The sequence below is a fragment of the Oryzophilus luti genome (assembly GCF_059726245.1).
Map to the genome: position 1 here is coordinate 3,891,511 of NZ_AP040874.1, position 17,909 is coordinate 3,909,419.

The window sequence follows — 17,909 nt, forward strand, 5'->3', positions numbered from 1 at the left end:
TCGGGTCTTACACTTCAGAAAGTGAGACAACCACGCGATGCAGGCGCGAACCCTCGCTTCCGAGAGATTAAGTTTCATGGCAATTTCGCGATCGTTCAGCCCTTGGCTGACCAATTCATATACCGGACCGAGGACACCCACTCTTTCCCAAAAGCAACGCATGATCTACCTCTCTTTCGTGGGCTTTGCGTGGCACTGGCTAGGAGGACATCTGCTGCACCCCGCAATCCCCATGACATAGCGCAAGCCTGGAGAGGGATGGGGCGATGAACGCAAGGGTAGGATGGTTCCCGTGCCCTCGCCCCTACCTTTGCGCTTCGACGCAAAAGGGGAACCGCCATTCGTTGGGGCAGCCTTCATCGCCCATTCGTAACTGTGCCTGTTCGTCCAGAAGTTCGGCGGTACATGACTCCTTCAGCGCTGCGTCATTGTCACAGGAGGACGGCGTGAAGCCGAGGTGCGTTCCTCTCAATCGCCTCCAGTGCGCTCCGTGAGGATATTGCGGGATCGGGAAGTCTCCGTGGATTGACATTTCGAACCTCCTCGGCTGGCCGCACAGCAGATGGTTCTGTTTGTGCGATATGCCATGCATAATCGTATCGAGCTGGCATCAGGAATTCTGTGCAATATCGCTCACAGTGGGCGTGAGGCACACACGGCACAGGTGCCATTACCTCAGGAGAAAGGCAAGCAATGATTTGTGGACTCGCAGGCTGCCGTTGTAATCGATGAACCCCATTCTGCGGAATTGGTTCATGAAGTAGCTCACCCTGGACCGCGTTGTGCCAACCATTTCTGCGAGCGTTTCCTGACTCACCCTTAAGCGTGCTGGCTCGGAGCCTGGCTGCGAACCAAAGTCCGCGAGATGCAGAAGAATTCTGGCAAGCCGCTTCTCGCTGGTGCTGAAAATTTGATCCACAAACTCTTCCTCAATTCGTCCAATTCGGGAAAGAAGGTACGTAATCAACAGCTTCGCCACCCCGGGATCCTGCCGGACGATGCGGGCCAGGGCTGTGCGCTTCACTTGTGCAACGGTGGAGGCTTCAATCGCCGTCGCGCTGGACATCCGCAGCGCCTGTCTCTGCATGCACCCTTCCCCAAAAAAGTCGCCCGGCCGAAGGATGGCAATTACAGCCTTCTTTCCACTCCTGGATTCAACCGTCAACTTCACATTGCCCTTCTGAACGCAAAACATTGCATTAGCCTTGTCGCCTTGGGCAAAGATCGATTCTCCCGTTGCGTAGTCACAAGCGATTATTTTGTGGGCAGCTTTCTTCTGGAGCAGCCCGAGAGAGCGAAAGCCGGATGTTGTTTGGAGTGTCATAGAGGGTCTTCTGGGCACAGAGTCACCAGTACTGTGCTCAATCTATGCCCCGCGCCCGAACTGTGCTGGTCAATAATGCTCGCTTGGAGAATGACACTGCATGCGGGCTGGAGCTATGGCGTTGTTCTTTGCGCTTCTCCGATGCTTGAGGCTGGCACTGTGCCGTACACAGGAGGGAAGGCGGCGAGAGAACAATCAATTACATACTGGACCGGCGTTGCGCAGAAGAGGCACTGCGCTTCCTGAATTCCCTGTTCTCCATCCCGGAGGACACTGATGGGAAAAGATCGCAAGCATTCCGTGCAGGTCAGCACGACGAAAGGAACGCCATTGGAATCCCGTCCATTTTGCGGTATCCAGACCGGCCCGGATTGCCGCTGACAGTCCGCCGAGTGCATGGTTGAGGCCTGAATCAGTCCGGCGACAGCTTTCAGAAGCTCTGATGGGTGAAGTTGCCCTTTGGCATAGAATGCGTCGGCGATAAGACCTCCCGGAATCTGATCCCCGTTCTCATAGGCACCGCTCATTGCCACCGTGGGAATGTTGGGAAACCTTCGGTGGACGACAGACAGAAGCTCAAATCCGGACATCTGCGGCATATTGAGGTCCGAGATGAGCACGTCGGGGATAGTGCTCTTGAGCTGGTGAAGCGCATCGAAGCCATGAACTGCCGTGCAGACCTCGTACCCCTCCGTCTCCAACAGAAGCGCGATGATCTCGCGAACGCTCGCATCATCATCAACGACAAGTATTCGGTGTGCGTATGCGTTGCTCATTGTCGCAATACCTCGGCTATGACGGGGGACCGCCATGTGCGATGCAACAATGGCATTCCCATGATTTTCGGACTGAGCACTTTTGCTCACTCCTGATAATTCGCCCCCGGCTGTCCCATTTTGCTCCATGTGCTTTCCAGGAATGTTCCGCTTGGGATATGAATCATGCGTACAAACCATTGCCGGCGATCTTCCGAAGGACGCTTGGTGGGGTGATGTAGGGCGGGCAAATTTCCTGATCGCTGGAGGCTTCAGTTCAGCTCCTTCAGTGCGTGTGACCTTTGATCTCGCGCTTGGGCCGCGGAGGAAACTCCATCAGTCATGTAGCACAACGCTGATGAGGGAGCGATGAACGCGCATGCCGCCACCGTTGTAGTCGATGAATCCCAGGCTGCGGAACCGGTTCATAAAGAAGCTGACGCGCGACCGGGTAGTACCGATCATCTCGGCCAAGGTTTCCTGGCTGATCTTCGCTACCACAGGGATTGGCGCGGATTCCTGGCCGAAATTGGCCAGCAGAAGAAGAAGGCGAGCGAGGCGCTTTTCGCTCGAGTTGAAGAGATGATCCACAAGATCCGCTTCCATGCGAATGTTCCGGGAGAGGAGATAGGAAAGAAAACGCTCTGCAAATTCCGGTTCAAGATGAAGGATTTTCAACATCCCTGTCTTCGACACCCGGGTGATCGTGCTCCGTTGAACTACACTGGCAGTGGACATGCGAACTGCTTGCCCAGCGAGGCAACCTTCTCCCAGAAAACTTCCTTCCAGAAGTATGGCGACAACGGCTTCCTTGCCGCGCTTGGAGACAACGGTAAGTTTCACTTTTCCGCTCTGGATGTAAAACACAGCATCTGCGACATCGCCTTGCGAAAAGACGGTTTCGCCAACGTAATACTCCCTGCTGGTCTTTTCCGGTGAGAGTTTGCTGAGAAACAGGCTGGGGGCGAACATGGCTGCTTCGGTGGGCCGTGCGCTATTTTCCCCATGCACAGGCTTTACCTCGCCGATTTCAAGGGGAGGTGCGGACCGGGACTCTTTAGGAGGAGCCTTGCGGGTTGTCTTCACTACATTATGCGACCGTTTGGCAACCATTGGAATCTCCAAAGCGGAAAATTCCTGCACTCAGGGACGCAAAGACCTAAAAGTATAGCCCATATCGAGAAGGACTTCATGGGCATTGTTATTTCTCTACAAGCATGTGATACGACGAGTGTTGACGGGAATCTGGTGCGTCGAATGGCCTCGCGCAGGACACGACTAGTACATCGTTGCCGAATTGCTGCTGAGAAACTCTGCACCCTGCGGCCCACGAGTGAAACGGAAGGGCTGAGTTCCCAGGCTCCCTGCCACCAGCGATTGCGGAGATGAAGAGAGCAGAAGCGCTCACGCCCGCTACAAAGCCCTGCCGCACTCCAAGCAGTTCGATTCGTAGCGCGAAGTAACCATCCCGCAAAATGGGCACATTCGCTGCCCGGAGAAATCATCCGGGCGCAACTTCATGCCGAGCCGCTCCTTTGCTCCAACAAGCACTGAGGCAAAGAACCTCCGGATGCGGGCGGGAATGCTCGCGTGTTGCGGGAACTCCATCACACGCCTCCTTGACACCAACAGTGGCACGCCTACTGGCGAGCTGCTGAGCAGAATTGCTCTCTCGACATCCCCGCGGAAGTCGCTAAGGCGCACACACGCCCCACGTCTGCTGCACGGCGAGGAAGGTGGCAGCGGGCTTACAAGGCCGGCTCTACTCTGCCGCACACACCTTCTCCGTCACGGCAGAGAAGTGATATCCCATGACCGCCAGAGTCATGGCCGTGGCAAAATTCCCGTGGTATCGGGTCGCAGCGTCGAAGACAAACCTCCAGTAGCTTGCGCGAGACTTCCCCAGCACCCCCTGCTCCACGAAAGATCGGCAGAGTGCCAGTCAATCCGAGACTGACCAATGGGTACGCGTGATGGGATGGTAGCGTTCCAGAAATCGCTGGACACGCTCGTAGTAGGCTTCTGAGCCGTAGATGCGGCGCAGAATGGAGCGATAGCCGTCCAGGAGTTGTTGCGTAGGCATTGCCGGAATAAAGCTCAGACTGCAATCGATATTGTTTCCGGTTGTGACGTCCAACAGGCGGCCCTCGCGCTCAAACCGACGGTACAACTGCGTTCCGGGAAGTGCCTGCAGCAGTCTCACCATTGCGACCGGAATTGCGCTCTCCTGAATGAATTCGACCTGCTTGTCAACAACGTCCTCGGGATCGCTGTCAAACCCGACGATAAATCCGGCCATGACTTCGATGCCGTATTGCTGGATGCAGCGCACGCTGTCGAGCAGGCTGCGGCGAGTGTTCTGCAACTTGTGGGACTCCAGCAAGCTGGCCTCGACCGGAGTTTCTATTCCAAGGAATACCTGGTTGAATCCAGCCGCCTGCATCATCTCCAGTAGTTCCCGGTCATCCGCCAGGTTCACGGATGCCTCGGTGAGGAATGTGAACGGACGAGGATGCCGGTCGTTCCACTCGGCCATCGCGGGCAGCAGGCACCTGACGTTCTTCTTGTTGCCGATAAAATTGTCGTCCACAAGAAAAACCGCCCCTCTCCATTTTCTGCGGTACAGTTGCTCCAGCTCGGCAAGAGTCTGCGCCACAGATTTCGTCCTTGGCTTGCGGCCATACATCTCAATGATGTCGCAGAATTCGCAGTTGAACGGCATCCTCGTGATTACTGCACCAGCATTGAACTGTAGTGCTGGGGGTTGGTCAGGTTCAGGTCGGGCAGCGGACTCAGATCCATCGGTGGCATTCGTCCAGCCTTGTACCTCGCCATTGGCATCTTCCTTTCCAGGTCCTCTGCCAGTGGGGTAATCAATTCCTCCGCTTCTCCAATGACGAGGCAGTCGGCATGGCCTGCAACTCTTCACAACCACTCGCGATCGGGCACCCACAACCGTGTGGAGTGCATGGGAGCGACAGCGCGCGAGAATTTCCAGCAGACTCTTCTTCTGCACCAGCATGGCACTGATCAACGCAATGTCCGCCCACGCGAGGTCAGACTCCCTCAGGCGCGGACGTTGGTGTCGACTAGTCGCTTCGACCAATGGGCAGGCAGCAGCGCCGCTATCGGAAGCAGTCCCAGTGGTGGAAACGCGGAACGCTTGCGTTGGAACGGCAGCACATATCTGAAACTCCAGTACGTGTCAGGCCATTCCGGAGAGATCAGGAGAGTATTCATACCTGTATGTATATCTCCATGCATTGCCGACAATCGCTGATTGATGCGGCAATCTCCAGCTTGCGGAAAGTGTCTCGGAGCGCCCGATGTGGTCCGCCAGACGCCAATGCGATGAACTCGGAGTGGATCGACAGGAGCCACGCGGGAATGATCTTCCGCCCCCACAGCGATGTCGACACCCAGTTTTCTGCATCGCGCAGGACTGTGTCTGTTCAAAATTGACCACCCTTCGCGCCGCGCGAAAGGATTCAATTACCGAGAATCCGCTGGGCCGGTGGATCGAGCGAGGGATGGAAGTTGCTTTAGGACAGAGGCATGGGTTCGCGCCTCTTCCAAAATCCATGAAGGAACCCGAGCGTGAACGCCGCAAGCTTGTTGGAGATACCTTGATGCCGAGGACCGAGAAGACTCTGCGAGGATGCCCCGCGAGGAAGAAGCGTTGGAGCCTGCAGCTCTCTGCCAATACAAAAAGGGCGGTCGCGATGACCGCCCTTCTCAACATTTTGCTTTCGTCTTGTTAGGCGATCGTTACGTTTTCAGCCTGAAGGCCCTTGGGGCCTTTTACGACATCGAAATTAACGGTCTGGCCTTCCTGAAGGCTGCGGAAGCCATTGCTCTGGATCGCCGAGAAATGCACGAAGACATCCTCGCCATTGGGACGGCTCAGAAAGCCGAATCCCTTTGCGTCATTGAACCACTTAACTGTTCCCTGTTCCATTTGGACTTGTTCCTTATCGATTGATGTACCGCCGAACACAATGTGGAGTTGATTGCGAGTGGCGATAAAGCGGAACAAGCAAGAAAACCAAATCGGATTCTTCGATCACTGTTACTATGCGCCTATTCTGTTTAAATTGCCAGACTCAAGCAATGTTGATTTTGTCCGCCCGCGTTCATCCTTTGGATTCAGACAATCGGGTTCTGCTCCCCTGTTCGCGATTGCAGCGGTGTCAGCTCTCGCCATCCAAATAGCCTGAAGTCGAGCTGCGACCTGAAGCGCGCACCAAGAGCCGATTCTCATTCTTGCTTCCCGGCGGAAGCCCTGGAACATGGTCGGTTCAGTGCTCCCACCGTTTTGCAGCACGCCGCGATCGGTCTCTCGCCTTCACTCCTGGCCCCGGCAGTCATGAACCTTGAGCCAGGCCAGAAGGCAGCGAATGCTTGCCTGCGCCAGGGCAATTCTTGAGTCTGCGGCCCCGTAATAGATGTTGAGGGTATCCCCATCCGGAGCCAGCGTCGTGCCGCACGGAAAGACCACGTCGCGCACGTCGCCATGACGCTCGTATTCGGCCTCCGGGCCGAAGATCCAGGAGGCGCCACGCGCCAGGCATTTCTCCGGATGATCGAGCGCGAACAGAGCGAGGCCGAGCCGGTAGAGCGCGCCGGAAGCAGTCTGCCGAACTCCGTGGTAGATCATGAGCCACCCTTCGCTCGTTTCTATGGGCGGCGAGCAGAGACCGATTTTGTTGGCGTCCCACCATGCCCCGCGCCGGGCTTCAAGGATCATTCGGTGCTCTCCCCAGTAGTGCAGGTCGGGTGAGTAGGAGATCCACATATGCGCCCCTAATGGCGTCATCGGCCGGTGAACAAGTGCCCACAAGCCTCTGATCCGGCGAGGCAGCAATGCGGCATCTTTATCTTCGGGAGCCATGATCACGCCAATTCGCTCGAAGGTTACGAAGTCGCTGGTCAACGCAAGGGAGACGCCCGGGCCGCCCTTGGAGTAGGAGGTGTATGCGACCGCGTATTGCTTAAGCTCGGGAACAAACGTAATCCTGGGATCTTCCACTCCCCAAATCTCCTCTGGGAAGCTTGCCGGATCTGGTGGAAGCGTCGGCACCGTATCAATTTGCCATCGATCAACGCCATTGGGCGAGCGCGCCGCCGAGAGATGAGAGATTCCACGGCGATCTTCCACACGACAAAGCAGAAGCGTGGTTCCGTCCGGCAACAGCGTTGCCCCAGGATTGAATACGCTGTTGATCGGATATGGCCAGTCTTTGCAGGTCAAAAGCGGGTTCGCCGAATGGCGCGTGAACAGCGGAGTATCCGCGCCTGCAAGCAAGAACGGCGCGATTGGGATCGCAAGTTTCTTCAGAAAGCCCCCTAATGGCTACTGCACCTTGGCGCTTGGCATCGCCGGGTCCGTTGGACGATTTATGTCAATGATGGTGTGTTTCCTCTCGTAATTGCTCAATGGAATTTCAGACTCTTCAAGCTGTCGCATCTCGAGCAGCGCCATCAGGAACGCGAGCACCGACTCGGCGCCTTGGTTTTCATTTCCCCGATCCGGATGCAAGCCGTCCAGGCAGCCGCCGGTCGCCGAATCGTAGAGAACGATCTGCAAATCGTTGTCTCCGAGAAACCAGTTGAACGCTGACCACGCGGCTTTTCGCCAGTGCTCCTCGCCTGTTTCCCGGAAAGCCTGCAAGCACGCAGATACCGTGGCCCCTGCTTCCACCGGCTGCTGGTCAAAACGCGCCCTGGCACCGCCTTTTCGATAGAAGCCTCTGGAGCCAATTGGGACAAAGTGCCCATTCGCCTCGCACCGTTGCTTGGACAGAAGCCACTCGAGCGCTTCCAGCGCGGCAGAGACCATCAGGCCATCCTTATTTCGTGCACCGCATCGCAGAAGCGCCTGCGGCAGCCTCGCGTTCGAATAGGCCAGCACATCCTCGAACCAGTACCAGCCGCTTGCACGGTTCATGGCATAGGAATCGAGCAAGCGCCCGGCGAACTCGTCGCTTGTCTTCAGAGCCGTTCGGTCTCCCGGGAACCAAGCGAGATACTCCTGAATTCCGAGCAGCGAAAATGCCCATGCTCGTGGGCTGGTAAATTCCAGTGCTGCCGGGATCGCCATTTCAATGAGCCGGCCGGCGGCTCCACGGAGTCCATGATCTTTCGACCGTCCAAGCACCGTCCCCAACGCCCATAAAGCCCGCCCGTGGCTGTCCTCGGAGCCCTGCTCCTCCAGCCAGCGCCTCTCATAACTCAAGAAATTGCGGAAGCGATGGGTCGCCGGGTTGTAGGCGTACCACAGAAACGCCATGTATCGCGAAGCCAGCTCGAGGCTCTGCGAGGCTTCCGGAGCCCCCAACTCCGCCAGAAGCACGGTGGCAATCAGGGCGCGGGCGTTATCGTCCGTCGCATAGCCCTCGCTGTAATTCGGAACCGAGAACACAGCATGCTGCAGCATTCCGGTACGGTCCGAGAGCCGGCGTAGATGTTCCAGGTTAATGGCGGGCAGTTTGTCGAGTGTGCGCTCGCCGGCGCGGGACGGAAACACAACCTTCGGGAGTTGCGACCGATCCGTGCGGGCGCGGACAAACGTCTGCATATACGACTGCGCAACCTTGCTCCACACCATGTTGCGCGCATACAAGTACGCGCGCTTGCGCATGGCGTGACGCAAGGCCTCGTTGTCCAGCAGTTCAATCGCTGCGTCGGCAATCGCCTTGGAGTTTCCAAACGGTACCAGCATTCCACGGCCTTCCTGCAACAATTCCGCAGCATGCCAGTAGGGTGTGGAGATAATCGCCTTCCCTGCACCCATGGCGTATGCCAAGGTGCCCGAAACCGCCTGCTCTTCGTAGCGGTAGGGCGTGATGTAGATGTCTGCCGATCCGACGAATTGCGCCATTTCTTCCGGCGTCACAAACCGGTTATGGAAGATGACGCTACGTTCCACGCCTAACTTCCTCGCCATGGTCTGAAGCTGCAGCCGATATTGATCGCCCTCACGGCGCTTGATGTGCGGATGGGTGGCACCGGCGACGATATACACGACGTTATCGTGCTTCTCCAGTATCTGCGGTAACGCTTCTATGACCGTCTCCACTCCCTTATTGGAGGAGAGCAGGCCGAACGTCAGCAGAACCGACCTCCCTTCCGTTCCGGAGGAATCCTTGTAATAGTTCGGATCGCTAAACGGCAGGTCGGGAATCCCATGGAAAATGACATCAATCTTTTCCGCAGGCACCTCGAAGACCTTTCGGAGCACCTGCGCGGACTGCTCACTCATCACGATAAGCCGGTCCGAGAGTACCGCAATCTCCATCATCACGGCCCGCTGGTTGGCATCGGGATCGCGCAGAACCGTGTGCAACGTTGTGACTACGGGCATTTTCAGGCCGCGCAACAGACGCAGAATGTGGCTGCCAGCCACGCCGCCAAAGATTCCATACTCGTGCTGCAGACAGACGAGATCAACGTTGCTGAAGTTCAGAAAATCGGCCGCGTCCTGATACGTGGAGATATCCCCCTCGGTCAGCTCGAAGCAGACGCGTGAAGGATAGCTGTAATGCGACTCCGGATCGTTGACCGCCACGACCAGAAGTCCGGCCGCCCCATACGCGGCCGCAATGGCTCCGCACAGGTCCGTCGTAAAGGCCGCGATTCCGCACTGCCGGGGCAGATAGTTCCCAATCACGGCAATACGGCTCGGAGGCGAACTTGAACGCATCCGCAGGGTACCGACCAGTTTGTCTTCCAGCACCTGGGGAAGGGATTTGATCAGGGCGATTGGCCCGCGCGGATGAACTGCATTATCGGAAGACAAGGCGGCCTCCTGAGTCGAGGGCAGGAAAGGGTGACGCCAGCCAAGGTCTTCGCTGCGCCCCTCGATGCGCTCGAAACCATGACCCGCATAATCTCTGCTTGAATCTTCTAATGAGACGGCCGGTCTGCCACGGACAATACATGAGGCTTGGGCAGCACAACAAATTGCTGCCAGATCGAAAAGAACAGCACCCCGGGCAGAAGTGCAGCAAACGCGAAGGACGAGTAAAGCATCTCTGCGGTGCCCGCCCCGCCCATCTCGCTCAGAGCCTGTACAAGACTCCACATGGTGTTCCCCTTTGGTGGATCGGGCCGATAATGCCCGCATCCGCAGGCTTCTTGGACGGCTAAGCCGTCGTCACCGCAACGGGTGCGTCCAGTGTGGAGCTGATGACACTCGAAGTGCGCACCTTGGGCGTGCCTTCGATCAGGGAGGCAACACTCTTCAATGCTTCCGCGTAGCCGCTGGAGTGATAGGCATCGGCCTGTTCCCTGCTTTCCCAAATGCTGATCATGGTGATGTGGTTGGCGTTGTCATTGACAAAAGCAACTTCATCGCGAAATCCGGGCTGTTTGCGCAGCATGGGAACAATTTGAGTGGCAAGAATCTTGCTGAATTCCGTCACGGAATTCGGCTTCATGTTGATGGAGACATTACGAACAAACATGAGACCTCCAGGAGGTTATAGAGCGTCAGCGCTAAGGAGGGAAAACTTCAGATGAGCTGACTTAGTTCAGAGGATCTGAAAGAGGAAGAGAATACTTCTCAAGTTGGAGCCTATGCCTCGTCCGTGACCTTGTCAACAGACGCCCCGCCTCCGGGCTGCCAACGCACTTTTGGGAAGGCGCCGCTTATGCGCTGAAAGTTCCGCCGTCTTTTTGGTTACAGATAATGTCCCGGTGGCCTGCCCGATGTTTTGCACCAGTTTGATTGTTAGTGTAGCGCAGCGGCTTGGGTTGTAACTCCGTCGCCGTCGCAGTCGGGGGTGTGGAGAAGTGGGAAGCGGGTTTTGCTTTCCACTTCTCCATGCCTCTGATTTGTTGTGCCCTGACACGCTTGTGGCACCGGTGGCCGGTAGCCCAGCGAAGAGTGCGGCCTCACCGTGTTGTAATGGACGCACCAGCGTTCGGCCAGCACGCGCAGTTCCTTCATCAAGTAGAAGATTTCTCCATTCAGAAACTCGTCCCGCAGCTTCGAGTTGAAGCTCTCGCAGTAGCTGTTCTCCCACGGAGAGCCCGGCTCGATGTACAACGTTTTTGCGCCCGTGTCGGCCAACCATTTCCGCAGTTCCTTCGCTACGAACTCGGGGCCGTTGTCCGAGCGGATATGCTCGGGGATGCCCTTCATCACCATCACGTCGGCCAGCACCTCGATCACCTTCGCGCTTGACCAGCGCCGCTCGGGCCGGTTCAGCAGACACTCCCGGGGGCGATTCATCGATTAGGTTCAGCATTCGAACCGGTCGTCCGTCGTAGGTCTTGGTGCTCACGAAGTCATAGCTCCAGACATGGTTCTTGTGCTCCGGACGCAGCCGCATGCACGATCCATCGTTCAGCCACAGCCGTCCGCGCGGCTTCTGTTTCTGCGGAACCTTCAGCCCTTCGCGGCGCCAGATGCGCTCCACCCGGTCGTGGCCAACGCGCCAGCCGGCGCGCACGAGCAGCGCCGTGATGCGGCGATAGCCGTAGCGTCCGTACTGGCTGGCTAGCTCGATGACGGCCCGGGTCAGCGAATCTTCGTCGTCGCGCTGTACGGGGTGATAGCGTTGCGTGCCGCGTGGCTGGTTCACCAGCTGGCACGCCCGCCGCTCACTGATCCCATGCTCCACTTGCGCATGAGACACCGCACAGCGCCGCCGCTCCGGGCTTAGAAGTTTCCCGAGGCGATGTCCTTCAGCACCAGCTTGTCCAGGCTCAGCTCAGCAACCAGACGCTTCAGCTTGGCGTTCTCCTGCTCAAGCTCCTTCAGCCGACGAGCCTGGTCCACCTGCAGGCCGCCAAACTCCTTCCGCCACCGGTAGTACGTCTGCTCCGTGATCCCGCCTTCACGGCACGCCGCCGGCGTGGTCTTTCCGTTGGCCACGCCTACTTCAATCTGCGCAGCAGGCTCACAATCTGCTGCGGCGTATGCTTCCTCCTCGCCATACCCAGCTCCTCTCATACCGGATTCTCTTATCATTCCAACTGGTACAAAATTCGCCGGGCACTCCACCCAGCAGACCTCTTGTGAGGCCAAGCGATTATATGAAACGAGAATTGGAGCAGCGAATCGTCGAACGTTGGCCATCGTGGTTCGATGTTCATGGATCGATACAGCACACCCTCATGCCGTTCGGCTTTGAACACGGCGATGGTTGGTTCGATATTATCTGGCGTTTGTGCGAACGACTGGAATCCCTCGTGAAACAGTTCGAGGAAGAGACGGGCGAGAAATTCGAAGTCGTCCAAGTCAAGGAAAAGTTCGGTGGACTTCGCTTCTACACAGATTTTGCAAACGACGCAACTTCGGATGCGATTAACGACGCAGAACGAGAGTCACTTAATACTTGTGAGGAGTGCGGAAAGCCGGGCAAGCCAAATCGCGGCGGGTGGATTCAGACTCGCTGTCGGGAACATGCGGCTCCCGGGAGTTCAGAGCCAGAAAATGTTTTTTGATTTATCTACGCCGCAGGTCAGCTTGACGTAAATAGAAGCTGTTTACCGCTTGCTCAGCCGTCGCTTTGATGCTGGTGGAACAAGCACCGAATGGAGTGTGGGATTTGAGCGGTCAATTCCCTTCAGCCATTCGATAAATGCTTCGGTCTCGGTGATATAGGTCGGAAGACGCTTGACCTCTTCTTCCTCCACCTGCAACATTTCGCGCAACTCTTGCTTATTCCTCGGAGCTTCGTCAGCCCGGAAATCGCGGCTATGCCAACGTTGAATCTTATCTTGGCTCTCATCCAGAAATCGTTTGGCGTGCGACAGTCGCAAATGTGCATCGCTGGTGATTTTCTCGAACATTTCAATTTCAACGCTTTCCAGAAAGCGTCTGAGGGCTTCCAGCCCTGGGAAACCGACGTCCGGCAAATTTCCATACTGCTTTAAGTTATAGAGTTCTCCGTTGAAGGGAACTTGATAGGAATACTCGCCGTTCTCACGGACGACCTTGAATATCTCCCCATTCTTTGCCGGGTAGCGTCCCATGATTACTGGACGCTCTTTCCCGGACGTACGGGCCGCCAGAGGAATGGCGACGAACCCATCGTCGTGCGGTTCCAAACGGAAGATCGTGGGAAAGTGTCCTTCGATACGCGCGAAATACGATGTCCTCACGTCATATGAGAACTCGCCTTTCTTACTGGGCAATGCCAGCGATTCCACTGCGGTTGAATCCAGATGTTCCCGTCGGCGATCTTTCAGAATTTCGCTCGCTTCTCCGATGATTCCTCTGAGTTGTGCATCGGTGAGGGCTCGATCAATCAAGATCGGTCGGAATGCTGCGCATCCTTGATGCTCATAGCTAAGCAATCCGGCCCGTGGCGAATTGGGATTGGTGCAAACTCCTCAATCCTTTCCAAAATTACCGGCCAGCTTGGCAAAGTGGCGACAGCCCGAAGAGCAATCGGAATCGCCACGCTCTGCCTTGCCGTAGGGCTCGTAATCTGTGTCAAGAGTTCGAACGACCTTGAGAAGTTTGTCGCGCATTCAATCAAGATATTCGATTGCCGGGAGTTTGAACCGCGTTATTGTCGATGACTACATTCGACTGCCTACGACAAGGAAATGCAACGCGACTGACAGCAGCTGTATGCACTCGGCTACTTCGTAACCGCTTGGCTGATAGCTTTGGCAACGGACAGAATTTGCTGCCCGATCAAATCTCGCATTTTGTCTGATAACAGGCCCTTCTCGGCAAGCTGCTGCCACGCTGAAACCGTTCGATCAGCGATGTCGGTAACTATGGGCCATAGAGGGCTCGCCGGAAGGCGCGCTGTATCAGCGAAACGCCTAACCTGGTCAGGCGTGATTTCAGTCAAGTTGCGACTGCCTCCAAACGTGAGCGCCAGGCTGTCGTTTGGAATATAGGGAAGAGTCGCGACCAAGTCGTAGGCTGGCGACAAGACCGGTGTACGCTGGTCTGGATAGAGCAGCGACCAGTTCTTGAGGTGCATATCGGCGTTGCCAATAAGTACTGAAAACACAAGCCGTCGAAAGAATTCATACGTGCCCAATTCGCCAGTTTCGGCCCACAGCACGGCGGCGATATTGGCGTAACTCCGATGATGGTATTTGTCTGTGGGATAGAGGCCAAACACCTGCGCGAAATCTTCCATGTGAATGGTTGCGCCCTGCGCGCTGCGATCAAAGCGTTCGACCGCCAGCGCCTTTCCCTGCATTGCAGCTGCTTCGGCCGGTAATCCATGGATGTTGAAAATGTCGATCAGTTTCGTATGCGGTACTTCAATACCCACTGCCCTTGCCAGCGCCATCATCGCGTATTCGTTTTCAGGGACTGACGCAAAACGAGCCGATGGCAACTTTACGATCCATGAACCGCCCATGCCGTCGGCAGGAATCGTAAGACCGCCCGAAGTTTCCATTACAGCGGAGAATTTCAACTGCACACCCGCAAGGGAGAACCGTAGTGCAGCCTCGGGTATTCGTTCATTGTCGACGCGGCCTGTCGGATGCTCCGTGCGTGTCTGCGCACGCTGCTCCATCGGAGTAATTGTGAGCGCGCCCGGCAGATCGGCGCCGAGCACGGCAAGGAGATAATATTCGCGTTGTGGCTTCACGCCCGCGCGCGCGGCAAGGTATTCGCGGAGATGCCCCTCTGGCAAGAGGTTGGAGAAGAATACAGGCAGACGCGCGGTAACGGCGCGCGTCGGAATTACCAGCCCTCCTCCTTGGCCCTTAAAGGAAAGGCTGAGAGTGGGACGGTGCACATCATCGATATAGCCCTGCTCAAACGAAAACAGGTGACGGTCGCCGCCAAGGCGATTGATCACACCGATGCGGCGGCCGTGCAGGTTGACGGCGAGCGCGTTCATTGTTTTGGGATCAAAATTCATCGCGCACCATCTCGCCCGTCTCTGGCTCTTCCTCATCCTCCGCCGCATAGAGTGGCTTCTCGGCAGAATTTGGTTCTTTTTGTGCGCGAATGAGGGACAGCACGGCAGGGACGAGTGAGCGCGGAACGAGCAAGAGGTCCATGTCGAGGACGCGTACGATATCGAGCAGCGTGTCGAAGCGCGGCACAACCTCACCAGACTCAATTCCAGAGATGTGCGGCTGCGGCAATCCCACTGCAGCCCCCAGCTCCCTTTGCCCCCATCCTCGTTGGGTTCGCGCCTCCTTGATGCGACTTCGCAAGTCGGCTGGGAGTCCTTTAAGCCTTAGCGGTCTGATATGTTTCTGTTGATCATCCGGCATGGAAATATGCTGGCACATATCGAATGTGCCGTCAATTGATATGTTATATGCTATCGAATAAATAAATGCATATAATATTGCATATATATTTCTAGTCCGGGAATCGTTGACATTCGCGGATGTGTACAGCCCCTGTTTGTCGATCACTGAAACGCAACGAAGATTCGCGCAATCAAAAGACAAACTCTCTAGTGAAGTATGTCAAGTTTTGTAGCAAGAAAACTTTACGCAAGATGGCTCAAGACCAGATCATCGTCGCCGTCCATTCGCAGAGAGTTCTTTCCGAACTTGGCTTTTGGGAAGCTTGCTAACCGTACAACGGAAAATGAACGGATGCTGGGGCTGTGGACGCGTTCGGCGAGGCGAGGTACCGTTAATGCAATACACGACCGCGGAACAGTGAAGTTCTCTGGGGACGCCCATCTTTGGCGGTGTGATGTTTGCGTACGTGTGGGCTCCGGAGAGTTCTGCGAAAGGAAACTTGATAAAGATGAGCGCCCCTTCGGAACTGTTTATACTCGACCGAGCCGGATTCAGCGCAGCGATGAGCCCCAACAGCAACGGTGTGCCTACCGTCTGCGTTCCCCAGCCTTTACTGCTGAAATGTGAGTATTTACCATTTGCCTTCGAGGAGATTCAATTCACATCCGCCCGCAAGCGTCTTTATCTGCCAACGTGCTTCCTGTTTTTCCCTGTCCGTTGCCCTGATGGCCCACTCTACCGCTCCGGGATAATATTTGCCCACAATCGCGAGCTTCAGGTCTCATGGAGGGATGGCTCCTCAATTCATCAAGGGGGAGGGCACACCAATTTGTAGCAACAACGATACAAGGACCGTGGGGGTGGATGGAGGACGCAAGGTATGGCCGTGCTGGGTATTTTCTGACGGGACAGTCTGGAGAGACCGCACTGTGGAGACTGTTTCGAGTCGAATCCGACTTCTTGAACAGAACTGTAGTAACGCTCGCGCCCGTGAGGTTCAATGGTCGGTGTCCAGCGGCTGATTTTTCCTCGGTCCCCGATGAGACTCTTCGCTCGGAACTGAAGGGACAATACGATGAACTTTGCCGAAGTGTGACAGGGGGTGCATTCCGCGATGTTGTGACAAAAGCCAAGAACGTCGCTGAAGGGCTGCTCGCATTTCGCATTCGCGCTGCGGGTGGGCCTGCGACGGGCAGAATTTACAACGACCTAGAAATCATTCAAACGTGGCTGGAAGACTCCTCGAAGAGAGTTTCCTCTCCTGTGTCCGAGTTTGAGTACCACCTGCTTCACAAGTTGAGACTGCTCCACACACGGACACATCCAGACAAGATTGCTTCCACAGGACAGGCAATGCGGCCTGAGCTTGCAATTAGCGTGACGGAAGATCTGATCCAAATTCTCCAAGCGTGGGAAATTACAAAGCAGTAGGCGAAGGGATGTCCGAATAGCATTCTAAGGAGACGATCTACCGATGGCACTATTCTCCCGGAGATTCCTGCAATTCGCCCTCAATGAGAGTACGGTCTATCTCTCCCCGAAGCAGCGGCAGGACGTATGCAAGCTCCTGAACACCGTTCGCGACGACTATCTCGCCACGGAGTGGGAACTCGCCATACTCCACGTAGCAAGCAAGATAGGAAGAACTTTGTATGAGCCTGACTGGGGGGGCGGGCGACGACCAGACTTCCAATTTCGCGGGCCTGCAGGGCTAGAGCTCATCGCAGACATCCGGGCGGGTTCAGACCGTGGAATGCATAAGCAGAATCCCTATGATGCACTTTGGGAGGAGTTCTGGCGGCATCAGCAAAAGTACGGGCTTATTGGGGGCTTTGACCTCCACGTGGGCGGTTTTCGCGAGAATCTGTATCGTGGGTCCGGCAAGAAACCGCGCCTCAAGCTACCCAAGGTTTCTGAGTTCAAAACAACAATATTTACTAGAGCGTATTTCATAAACAGTGCCTCAGCGTGATCCAGAGGCAGGCTATATAGAAGAAGGCTTGGTAGGTGGAGAGCAGATGTTCATGGCGAACGAGCAATCGGCGGAATTGACCAAGCCATGCGTTGGTGCGCTCTACGATCCAGCGGCGTTTGTATCGCCGGAGTTTCCTGCCATCTTCGTAGCGCTTGGCCTTGTTGTTTTTCCGATAGGGCACGATGAGATCAATGCCGCGCTTTTGGAATCGCTCCCGCAGCGGGTCGGAGTCGTATCCGCGGTCGGCGATTACGCGCTTGAGTTTCTGCCTCGGGCGGCCTTTCGGTCGCGGCACGCGGACTTCGGCGAGCGTGGCTTCCGCAAACGTAGCTTCTCCCGGAGAGGCACTTTCGAGCCGAACTCCCAACGGAAGACCTTGACCGTCGACCAGTACCATCCATTTCGTGCCCTTGCCGCGCTTGGTGTTACCAACGGCAGCGCCCCCTTTTTCGCCGGAGCGAAGCTGCCATCCATGAAGGTCTCGTCGCACTGGAGCAGCCCTTCTCCATCCAGTGCTCCGAGCAGGGCGCGCCACGCATCCAGCCAGACGCCTTCCTCTTCCCACTGCTTCAGCCGTCGCCAGCAGGTCGATGGCGAAGGAAACTCGTCGGGCAGAAAACGCCACGCCGCGCCGGTTTGCAGAATCCAGAGAATGCCATCG

General features: G+C 56.3%; 14 protein-coding genes and 3 pseudogenes. 2 read left to right on the forward strand and 15 right to left on the reverse strand.

What is annotated here, in order from left to right:
• Positions 1–670 precede the first annotated feature (670 nt).
• The 10 genes and pseudogenes from AC6IZO_RS16725 to AC6IZO_RS16770 all read right to left on the reverse strand — a co-directional run bounded on the left by AC6IZO_RS16725 (position 671) and on the right by AC6IZO_RS16770 (position 12,021).
• The gene (locus tag AC6IZO_RS16725; protein ID WP_497806678.1) at positions 671–1,324 is read right to left on the reverse strand and encodes a Crp/Fnr family transcriptional regulator; all 654 of its coding nucleotides are present in this window, start codon (positions 1,322–1,324) and stop codon (positions 671–673) included.
• Between the two features lie 113 nt (positions 1,325–1,437).
• Positions 1,438–2,100 carry a response regulator gene (locus AC6IZO_RS16730; protein ID WP_497806680.1) on the reverse strand — a complete coding sequence of 221 codons (663 nt, stop codon included), beginning with the start codon at positions 2,098–2,100 and terminating at the stop codon, positions 1,438–1,440.
• 315 nt (positions 2,101–2,415) lie between these two features.
• Positions 2,416–3,192 carry a Crp/Fnr family transcriptional regulator gene (locus AC6IZO_RS16735; protein WP_497806682.1) on the reverse strand — a complete coding sequence of 259 codons (777 nt, stop codon included), beginning with the start codon at positions 3,190–3,192 and terminating at the stop codon, positions 2,416–2,418.
• A 649-nt stretch (positions 3,193–3,841) separates the two neighbouring features.
• A pseudogene (locus tag AC6IZO_RS16740) lies at positions 3,842–4,801 on the reverse strand (B12-binding domain-containing radical SAM protein).
• Between the two features lie 1,035 nt (positions 4,802–5,836).
• Entirely contained in the window at positions 5,837–6,037 is a 201-nt protein-coding gene (locus AC6IZO_RS16745) for a cold-shock protein (RefSeq protein ID WP_497806685.1), read from the reverse strand.
• Positions 6,038–6,424: 387 nt separating this feature from the next.
• Complete coding sequence (locus tag AC6IZO_RS16750) at positions 6,425–7,330, reverse strand: glycoside hydrolase family 130 protein (RefSeq protein WP_497806687.1); 906 nt, start codon at positions 7,328–7,330, stop codon at positions 6,425–6,427.
• 102 nt (positions 7,331–7,432) lie between these two features.
• The gene (locus tag AC6IZO_RS16755) at positions 7,433–9,877 is read right to left on the reverse strand and encodes a glycosyltransferase family 4 protein (RefSeq protein ID WP_497806689.1); all 2,445 of its coding nucleotides are present in this window, start codon (positions 9,875–9,877) and stop codon (positions 7,433–7,435) included.
• Between the two features lie 107 nt (positions 9,878–9,984).
• Positions 9,985–10,164 (reverse strand): hypothetical protein, encoded by a 180-nt coding sequence (locus AC6IZO_RS16760; protein ID WP_497806691.1) that lies wholly within the window; start codon positions 10,162–10,164, stop codon positions 9,985–9,987.
• A gap of 59 nt (positions 10,165–10,223) precedes the next feature.
• Positions 10,224–10,544, reverse strand: coding sequence for a putative quinol monooxygenase (locus tag AC6IZO_RS16765; protein ID WP_497806693.1), 321 nt, complete (start codon positions 10,542–10,544; stop codon positions 10,224–10,226).
• A 266-nt stretch (positions 10,545–10,810) separates the two neighbouring features.
• Positions 10,811–12,021, reverse strand: a pseudogene (locus AC6IZO_RS16770) (IS3 family transposase).
• A 99-nt stretch (positions 12,022–12,120) separates the two neighbouring features.
• On the opposite strand from AC6IZO_RS16770, the gene AC6IZO_RS16775 reads away from it, so the two are divergent.
• Positions 12,121–12,531, forward strand: coding sequence for a hypothetical protein (locus AC6IZO_RS16775; RefSeq protein ID WP_497806695.1), 411 nt, complete (start codon positions 12,121–12,123; stop codon positions 12,529–12,531).
• Between the two features lie 42 nt (positions 12,532–12,573).
• Here AC6IZO_RS16775 and AC6IZO_RS16780 read toward each other — a convergent pair whose 3' ends face one another.
• From AC6IZO_RS16780 to AC6IZO_RS16790, 3 genes are all read right to left on the reverse strand, one after another.
• Complete coding sequence (locus tag AC6IZO_RS16780) at positions 12,574–13,341, reverse strand: hypothetical protein (protein ID WP_497806697.1); 768 nt, start codon at positions 13,339–13,341, stop codon at positions 12,574–12,576.
• Between the two features lie 335 nt (positions 13,342–13,676).
• Positions 13,677–14,930, reverse strand: a complete 1,254-nt coding sequence (locus AC6IZO_RS16785; RefSeq protein WP_497806699.1) for a type II toxin-antitoxin system HipA family toxin — start codon at positions 14,928–14,930, stop codon at positions 13,677–13,679.
• Complete coding sequence (locus tag AC6IZO_RS16790) at positions 14,920–15,309, reverse strand: helix-turn-helix domain-containing protein (protein ID WP_497809994.1); 390 nt, start codon at positions 15,307–15,309, stop codon at positions 14,920–14,922. The genes AC6IZO_RS16785 and AC6IZO_RS16790 overlap by 11 nt, the downstream gene beginning before the upstream one ends.
• A 1,438-nt stretch (positions 15,310–16,747) precedes the next feature.
• Between AC6IZO_RS16790 and AC6IZO_RS16795 the strand changes: the two genes are divergently transcribed.
• Positions 16,748–17,245, forward strand: coding sequence for a hypothetical protein (locus AC6IZO_RS16795; protein ID WP_497806701.1), 498 nt, complete (start codon positions 16,748–16,750; stop codon positions 17,243–17,245).
• Here the strand turns inward: AC6IZO_RS16795 and AC6IZO_RS16800 are convergent.
• Together AC6IZO_RS16800 and AC6IZO_RS16805 are read right to left on the reverse strand one after the other, a co-directional pair.
• Positions 17,223–17,813: an IS5 family transposase gene (locus tag AC6IZO_RS16800; RefSeq protein ID WP_497806703.1), complete on the reverse strand. Its 591-nt coding sequence runs from the start codon at positions 17,811–17,813 to the stop codon at positions 17,223–17,225. The two genes, AC6IZO_RS16795 and AC6IZO_RS16800, sit on opposite strands and share 23 nt — an antisense overlap.
• Positions 17,801–17,902, reverse strand: a pseudogene (locus AC6IZO_RS16805) (transposase); the annotation flags it as partial. The gene AC6IZO_RS16800 and the pseudogene AC6IZO_RS16805, both read right to left, overlap by 13 nt.
• Positions 17,903–17,909: the final 7 nt, after the last annotated feature.

What these genes read in the sequence shown, in the direction of transcription:
- AC6IZO_RS16725 (WP_497806678.1), bottom strand. Translation starts at nt 1,324, where the DNA reads ATGACACTCCAAACAACATCCGGCTTTCGCTCTCTCGGGCTGCTCCAG.
- AC6IZO_RS16790 (WP_497809994.1), bottom strand. Translation starts at nt 15,309, where the DNA reads ATGTGCCAGCATATTTCCATGCCGGATGATCAACAGAAACATATCAGA.
- AC6IZO_RS16785 (WP_497806699.1), bottom strand. Translation starts at nt 14,930, where the DNA reads ATGAATTTTGATCCCAAAACAATGAACGCGCTCGCCGTCAACCTGCAC.
- AC6IZO_RS16730 (WP_497806680.1), bottom strand. Translation starts at nt 2,100, where the DNA reads ATGAGCAACGCATACGCACACCGAATACTTGTCGTTGATGATGATGCG.
- AC6IZO_RS16795 (WP_497806701.1), top strand. Translation starts at nt 16,748, where the DNA reads ATGGCACTATTCTCCCGGAGATTCCTGCAATTCGCCCTCAATGAGAGT.
- AC6IZO_RS16775 (WP_497806695.1), top strand. Translation starts at nt 12,121, where the DNA reads ATGAAACGAGAATTGGAGCAGCGAATCGTCGAACGTTGGCCATCGTGG.
- AC6IZO_RS16765 (WP_497806693.1), bottom strand. Translation starts at nt 10,544, where the DNA reads ATGTTTGTTCGTAATGTCTCCATCAACATGAAGCCGAATTCCGTGACG.
- AC6IZO_RS16760 (WP_497806691.1), bottom strand. Translation starts at nt 10,164, where the DNA reads ATGTGGAGTCTTGTACAGGCTCTGAGCGAGATGGGCGGGGCGGGCACC.
- AC6IZO_RS16735 (WP_497806682.1), bottom strand. Translation starts at nt 3,192, where the DNA reads ATGGTTGCCAAACGGTCGCATAATGTAGTGAAGACAACCCGCAAGGCT.
- AC6IZO_RS16745 (WP_497806685.1), bottom strand. Translation starts at nt 6,037, where the DNA reads ATGGAACAGGGAACAGTTAAGTGGTTCAATGACGCAAAGGGATTCGGC.